This window comes from Chamaesiphon sp. VAR_69_metabat_338 (assembly GCF_031423935.1).
Taxonomy (GTDB): domain Bacteria; phylum Cyanobacteriota; class Cyanobacteriia; order Cyanobacteriales; family Chamaesiphonaceae; genus Chamaesiphon.
This window is the reverse complement of sequence record NZ_JANPGM010000325.1, coordinates 1-6,651: the sequence shown is the minus strand read 5'-3', so window position 1 is coordinate 6,651 and position 6,651 is coordinate 1. Positions and strand designations below refer to the sequence as shown.

General features: G+C 45.1%; 7 protein-coding genes. 5 read left to right on the top strand and 2 right to left on the bottom strand.

Annotated features, from left to right (window positions below):
- The 4 genes from rpsJ to RMO84_RS09305 all read left to right on the top strand — a co-directional run.
- Window positions 1–309: 30S ribosomal protein S10 (gene rpsJ / locus RMO84_RS09320; protein ID WP_396135816.1), on the top strand; the 309-nt coding region annotated here is incomplete at its 5' end.
- 63 nt (window positions 310–372) lie between these two features.
- A complete protein-coding gene (locus RMO84_RS09315) occupies window positions 373–591 on the top strand; it encodes a DUF6500 family protein (RefSeq protein WP_310488196.1) in 219 nt (72 codons plus the stop codon).
- A gap of 70 nt (window positions 592–661) precedes the next feature.
- Window positions 662–1,231, top strand: a complete 570-nt coding sequence (locus RMO84_RS09310; RefSeq protein ID WP_310488195.1) for a Uma2 family endonuclease — start codon at window positions 662–664, stop codon at window positions 1,229–1,231.
- 262 nt (window positions 1,232–1,493) lie between these two features.
- On the top strand, window positions 1,494–2,135 hold the full coding sequence (locus RMO84_RS09305; protein WP_310488194.1) for an LON peptidase substrate-binding domain-containing protein: 642 nt from the start codon (window positions 1,494–1,496) through the stop codon (window positions 2,133–2,135).
- Window positions 2,136–2,152: 17 nt separating this feature from the next.
- Here RMO84_RS09305 and RMO84_RS09300 read toward each other — a convergent pair whose 3' ends face one another.
- Window positions 2,153–3,121, bottom strand: coding sequence for a diacylglycerol kinase family lipid kinase (locus RMO84_RS09300; protein ID WP_310488193.1), 969 nt, complete (start codon window positions 3,119–3,121; stop codon window positions 2,153–2,155).
- A 283-nt stretch (window positions 3,122–3,404) separates the two neighbouring features.
- On the opposite strand from RMO84_RS09300, the gene glyS reads away from it, so the two are divergent.
- Complete coding sequence (glyS, locus tag RMO84_RS09295; protein WP_310488192.1) at window positions 3,405–5,552, top strand: glycine--tRNA ligase subunit beta; 2,148 nt, start codon at window positions 3,405–3,407, stop codon at window positions 5,550–5,552.
- Window positions 5,553–5,696: 144 nt separating this feature from the next.
- On the opposite strand, the gene RMO84_RS09290 is transcribed toward glyS, so the two are convergent.
- Window positions 5,697–6,305, bottom strand: a complete 609-nt coding sequence (locus RMO84_RS09290) for an SLATT domain-containing protein (RefSeq protein ID WP_310488191.1) — start codon at window positions 6,303–6,305, stop codon at window positions 5,697–5,699.
- Window positions 6,306–6,651 lie beyond the last annotated feature (346 nt).

The window sequence follows — 6,651 nt, the reverse complement described above, 5'->3', positions numbered from 1 at the left end:
ATCACTCAGCAAAAAATTCGGATCCGTTTGAAAGCATTCGATCGCCGTTTATTAGATACCTCCTGCGATAAAATCGTCGAAACTGCCAACAGAACTGGTGCCACGGCGATCGGCCCGATCCCCTTACCAACTCGCCGCCGGATATATTGTGTCTTGCGATCGCCTCACGTCGATAAAGACTCCCGCGAACACTTTGAAACCCGCACTCATCGTCGCATCATCGATATCAAAGATCCTTCAGCAAAGACGATCGATGCCCTGATGAAACTAGACTTGCCCGCAGGTGTAGACATCGAAGTGAAACTCTAGAAATTCAGTTACTAATTTATTCCTGAAAAGTCCTCATTTGAGGGCTTTTTTGTAGGTATTGCAATGAGAGAAGCTTTCAGGCAGAAAATAATTGAAGTTTGTAATCGTAAGATAGAACAAAAAGGTGCGAATGTCGGATTGTCTTTTTACGCTTTTTTTGCAAATAAGAACGACGATCCAGAGTTACTGATGGAGGCGGCTGAATGGTGGATTAAGACTCATCAGTTAGACCATTTTGAGAAGGCAGCAAAAATCAAACGAATGGTTGAGGCAAACGACTAGCAGATTTGGAGATCGTTACGTATAAATGAATTATCATAAAAAGTAAGTTGCGTTGCTAGGGATCGATCTCATGGTTAATACTCAAATCCGCTCGCTCACCAGTGCTGACTATTATCAGATGATGGAAAGTGGCATCATCCGCGAAGGCGAGAGAGTAGAGTTAATTTTAGGACAGATTTTTACAATGGCTGCAAAAGGCACTCGACATACAGTTGCTACAACAAGACTCATCACAGAACTACCAATGCTCCTTCAACGACGGGCGATTGTCCGTTGTCAAGAGCCAATCACTTTGCCCAACGATAGCGAACCAGAACCAGATATTGCGATCGTGAGATTGCGATCGGATGATTATATTAACAGTCATCCATCACCCGCAGATGTTATTTTAGTTATCGAAGTTGCCGATTCGACAATTAAGTTCGACCGAGACACCAAAGCACCGCTCTACGCTGCTGTTGGAATTAATGAATATTGGATTATAAATTTGATTGACGATCGGTTAGAGATATATCGTCAACCGGAAGGTAATATTTATACTAGCATTGAAATTATCTTGCCACCGCGATCGATTAACTTGCCTGGATTTCCTGAGATCGTGTTGAGTATCGATGATTTCTTCCCAGTCCAAAAAGCTTGAAATAACTACGGAGATTTAGATTTATTTCATTGATTCTCGATGTTAGCTCGGACGAAAGAGGAGCGAGCCAATGCCGATACTAGAATTTGTGCAGATCGCTGATTCCAGTCTGCCTAGCTGTCGATCTGTAGCTACTAGCAGACTTAGATCGCAGCCATATATAAAAAGAGATGGTCTATTTTTTGCTGAGAAAGGAGTAGCACTTATGCGGTTAGATCCGTTAACCTTATATAAGAACCCATGCTTTAGCTCCAATCCGTAAATGGCACCTTCTTCTTCAATCGCCGTGAGAGAACTTCCTCTATTCCCGCTCCCCGAACTGGTGCTATTTCCCGGTCGCCCGCTGCCACTGCATATTTTTGAATTTCGCTATCGGATCATGATGAATACGATCATGAATAGCGACCGGCGGTTTGGCGTCTTGATGTGGGATCCCGTGCGCGGACAGCCAGCAGATATTGGTTGTTGTGCCGAGATCGTTCATTTTCAGCAATTGCCAGACGATCGAATGAAAGTTTTGACGATGGGACAACAGCGGTTTCGAGTGCTCGAATACGTCCGCGAGAAGCCTTATCGAGTTGGTTTGGTCGAGTGGATTGAAGATCGCCCTACTGAAGAGGATTTACGTCCTTTGGCGACTGATGTCGAGCGGCTGTTGCGCGATGTCGTGCATCTGTCTGGGAAACTCACCGAACAACCAGTCGAGTTGCCTGATAACTTACCAGAACTGCCGATCGAACTCTCCTATTGGGTCGCCAGTCACCTGTATGGGGTTGCTGCCGAACAACAAGCTTTGCTGGAAATGCAGGATACAACGACCAGGCTCGATCGAGAAGTCGAGATTTTGACTTCTACCCGCAATCATCTAGCGGCCAGAACTGCCCTGAAGGATGCTCTGCCCTAGCAAACCGCACCAGCAGGTTAAACTTCAGGCAACAGGTCTTCAGTTCGCTCGTCAGCCGATCGCCACAGGGATCGATCGGCATTAGGTGGTACAAGAATCCAGAGCCGATCGGGAATGACCTGAAAGGTCATTGGTGTCGTACCTAAATAATCTCCGTCCACTTGGACGGGTAGAGCTTTTCGTCGCTTGCCACGAATTTCAATTTGTTTGGCTTGGTAGTACTGCACTTGCGGATCGCGATTGTAGTGACGGGCAAAGATGGAGATTAATCGACGGGGTGCCGACAACATCCCCCGTCCTTTGATGACGCAGACGTCTAAAAGTCCATCATCGATCGTCGCATGAGCGGTAAATTTGACAACGCCACCATAGAGTTGACTGTTACCAATAATCACCATCAAAATTTTGCCGCGTACTCGCTTCCCGTCGATCCGGAGTTTGAGTCGGACGCCGCGAAAATTCCAAGCAACTTGGATCGCCTGTTTCACGTAAGCGATCGCACCCAATAATTTCTTCTCTTCCGAGCGGACAGTCGCCGTCACGGCAGCATCAAAGCCAATACCCGCCATCAGCAGGAAATAGCGATTTCCGGCCATCCCAACGTCAATTTTGGTCAATTCGGATTTGCCTAGACTTTCAGCCGCTTTGAGCATATCCATCGATAAGCCCATTTCCCGCGCCCAGATATTGACCGTACCGAGTGGCAAGACCCCCAGTGCGGTTTCCGTACCGACTAGGCCATTCATGACTTCATTCACCGTGCCATCGCCACCAGCAGCGATAACCGCATTGTAGCCAGATTGAGAGGCAATCTTGGCTTTAGTGGTAGCATCTCCCGGTGCGGTAGTTGCGGCAATTTGTACTTGCCAGCCCAGATCGCGCCACAAAGTAGCGACTCGATCGAGTGTATTCTTGAGATCGGGCGATTGTCCGGCGGTGGGGTTGTAAACGATTAGGACTTGAAAGTTGGGTGGGGGGTTGGCCATTGGGAAAGTTTTGTTAACCTCAGGGGCACAGAGGACGCAGACAGGATATTTGTAAGATCTATAGGTTGGTTTGATGCTGCGAGGTGGTCATCGATCGAGAACTTCAAAGTTGGGTGGGATGCAGTTTCGCCCCGTGTGGAGTTGGGCGTTGGGAATATGACAAACGATCGACTTACCAAAGCGATCGAATTTGGCACCCGATCGATTGATAATAGAGACTAATAGAAATCCGATTGAGTTTCTCTAAATTTAGATTTTTAACTGTAATTATTAATTTTTCGATATGTCTGATTTTTTGTTGGAAGTCGGTACTGAAGATCTACCCGCAGGCTTTGTGAGCGATGCGATTCGCCAGTGGCAAGAGATGATTCCAGCGAGTTTGGCAGATGCCGCTCTGACATCAGATCTCATCCAAATCTATGCTACACCGCGCCGCCTTGCCGCAATTGTTACCAATTTACCAGATCGCCAGATCGATCGGGTGGAAGAAATTAAAGGCCCCCCAGCCGCAGCCGCTTATAAAGATGGACTGCCAACTCCAGCGGCGGTGGGGTTTGCCAAGAAGCAGGGAGTGGATGTCTCCAGTCTAGAATTGCGTCCGACGGATAAGGGTGAATTCATTTTTATCACCAAAACGATCGCGGGGCGAGATACTAGCGAGATTTTAACCGAGTTAATTCCGCAGTGGATATTCAAACTAGAAGGCAAACGATTGATGCGGTGGGCGAATGGAGACTTGAAGTTTCCACGTCCGATTCGGTGGTTGGTGACATTATGGAATGAAACTATTCTACCGATCGAAATCGTTAATGGCGAGGATGTGGTTAAAAGCGATCGCATTTCGCAGACACATCGCGTCCTCCATCCCGCACCTGTTTCCGTCGTTTCAGCCACTCAGTATTTAAAAACCTTAGCGGATGGGTTCGTAAATGTAGACCAAGATCGACGGAAAACCGATATCCAGCAACAGATTCAGGCAGCCGCGACGCAAATGGGTGGAGTTGCTGAAGTTTATCCCGATTTATTGGCAGAAGTAGTAAATTTAGTGGAATATCCCACCGCTGTAGTTGGTAGGTTCGATGATGAATTCCTGCAATTACCACCAGAAGTAATTACGACAGTAATGGTCACGCATCAGCGATATTTTCCGATTTTCACAGATGCTAGCAAACAGAAATTATTGCCGCATTTTATCACGATTTCCAATGGCGATCCGGCCAAATCTGAGATTATTGCTGCTGGTAATGGTCGCGTCGTCCGCGCGAGATTAGCCGACGGACAGTACTTTTACAATGCCGATCTCGCTCGACCTTTAGCCGATTATTTACCGAAACTAGCTACCGTCACTTTCCAAGCCGATCTAGGTTCGGTGCGATTAAAAGTCGATCGGATTGTTGCGAATGCTAACTCGATCGCGACTCAATTAAATCTCTCGCCTACTGAGTGCCAAAATATCTCCCGCGCGGCACTATTAGCTAAAGCCGATCTCGTCACCCAAATGGTGGGAGAATTTCCCGAACTCCAAGGGATAATGGGATCTAAATACGCGATCGCCAATGGCGAAGCACCTGAAGTCGCCACTGCAATTATCGAGCATTATTTACCCCGTAATGCCGAAGATAGTTTACCTCAAACCTTAACCGGGCAAGTCGTGGGCATCGCCGATAGATTGGATACTTTAGTCTGTATCTTTGGCTTAGGCATGTTACCAACAGGCTCCTCCGATCCATTCGCACTGCGTCGGGCAGCAAATGCGATCGTCAATATCGTTTGGAATGCCAACTTAGGGATAAATCTAGAACGATTAATCGATCGCATCGTCACCGAATTCAGTCAAATTCGTACTCAAGTCAACACTACCGAACTTACCCACCAATTACAAGATTTCTTGATTCAAAGATTGCGAAACTTGCTCCAAGAAGATCGCCATATTGACTACGATCTCGTTAACGCCGTCTTAGGTGAAAACGATCGAGAGTATACCCAACGCGCGCTCACCGATTTACTCGATACCCGCGATCGAGCCGTATTTCTCCAACAGATTCGCGATAATGGTACTTTAGCGAATATCTATGTAACTGTGAATCGATCGAGCAAATTAGCCGCTCAAGGTAATCTCAATACCCAACAATTAGCACCCACCCAAGTTGTCCAAACCAACCTCTTCCAAAAATCCTCAGAGCAAGCCGTCTACGATGGTTTAATTGCTCTAGAACCTCAAACAAAAGCCGCTCAAGCCTCTCGTAACTATCAACAGTTAATCGACGCGCTGGCGTTACTTACTCCCGCGATCGGGAATTTGTTCGATGGCGATGATAGTGTGATGGTGATGGATGACAATCCCGCAATTAAAACCAACCGATTGAATCTATTAGGGTTGGTTCGCAATCATGCGCGGGTGTTGGCTGATTTTGGGGCAATTGTTAAGTAACAGATAACTTGTAGGTTGGGTAGAGCGATAGCGAAACCCAACGAGCATAACAGCACCCTAGAAATGTTGGATTTCATTCTTCAACCCAACCTACTCGCTACTTTGACAGCAGCAGCTTTTTTCACCTCAAGTTCCAAAAAAATATTAGCCAAACCAAAGCCACCAGAGCACCCAGCCTAAACAAAACAAAACTATTGGATAAGAAATAAAATCCATGAAATATGCAATAAATATAGTTAATTTTATTATCCACCAATCCATACCTTTGATGCTGTAAAATTCTGGCATCTCTAATTTAGCTCTGAAATAGTCACCGCGAAAATCATTGCTAGAATGAGTTTCGTATAGCTTCAAGATTTGATAATACTCTTTTCTGAATTCTTCGTAAATTTCTAATTGAATGGCTTTCGTAAAATATGGTTTTAATTTTTGTTTTAAATCCCCCAACTCTGAAGCACAAGAATACATCTTTTCTGATAAATTCGAGTAATTATTTTTTTCAATTAATAATGAGTAAACTAAAACAGCAATAGAGGAAAAAACTTGTATCAAGCCGACTAGATTGCTATTAATATTTTTACCTAACGTATATGCTTGCATCAATGCGATTAAAATAAGGCCAAGCGAAATAATTACAACTGAGTATGTCGAAGATGTTGCATGAAGTTTTAACCGTCTAGATGTATGAAATCTCGTCTTAGACGTAGCATCCATTTTTCTATATAAGTTTTTGAGATCTTCCTCTTTGTTCACAGCTAAGTCTGTATAAAATTAGACATAAGATAAATATAAGACTAGAAATCGCTGGTGGATTCTAACTATATTACTGTGCGGGAACTTTCCCGCTGCTTCCTAGAGATTGGTCTGGTATCTAGGATCGAAACGCAGGGTGGGCACTGCCCACAAGCAAACTTAAACGAAGCCATAAAACCTTAGCTCACTAATAATTTTACATGACTTCTTCTGCCAAAAGTTGACCATTTACCCGTTCATATTCATCCTCACATAGCCATTCCTGAGCTGCTTGATAATTGGAGTGAGTAACTACAAGTTTATAGTCAAAAGCAGGATTGAAAATACGACAAGTACCATCTCGATC

What these genes read in the sequence shown, in the direction of transcription:
- RMO84_RS09310 (WP_310488195.1), top strand. Translation starts at nt 662, where the DNA reads ATGGTTAATACTCAAATCCGCTCGCTCACCAGTGCTGACTATTATCAG.
- RMO84_RS09315 (WP_310488196.1), top strand. Translation starts at nt 373, where the DNA reads ATGAGAGAAGCTTTCAGGCAGAAAATAATTGAAGTTTGTAATCGTAAG.
- RMO84_RS09300 (WP_310488193.1), bottom strand. Translation starts at nt 3,121, where the DNA reads ATGGCCAACCCCCCACCCAACTTTCAAGTCCTAATCGTTTACAACCCC.
- glyS (WP_310488192.1), top strand. Translation starts at nt 3,405, where the DNA reads ATGTCTGATTTTTTGTTGGAAGTCGGTACTGAAGATCTACCCGCAGGC.
- RMO84_RS09305 (WP_310488194.1), top strand. Translation starts at nt 1,494, where the DNA reads ATGGCACCTTCTTCTTCAATCGCCGTGAGAGAACTTCCTCTATTCCCG.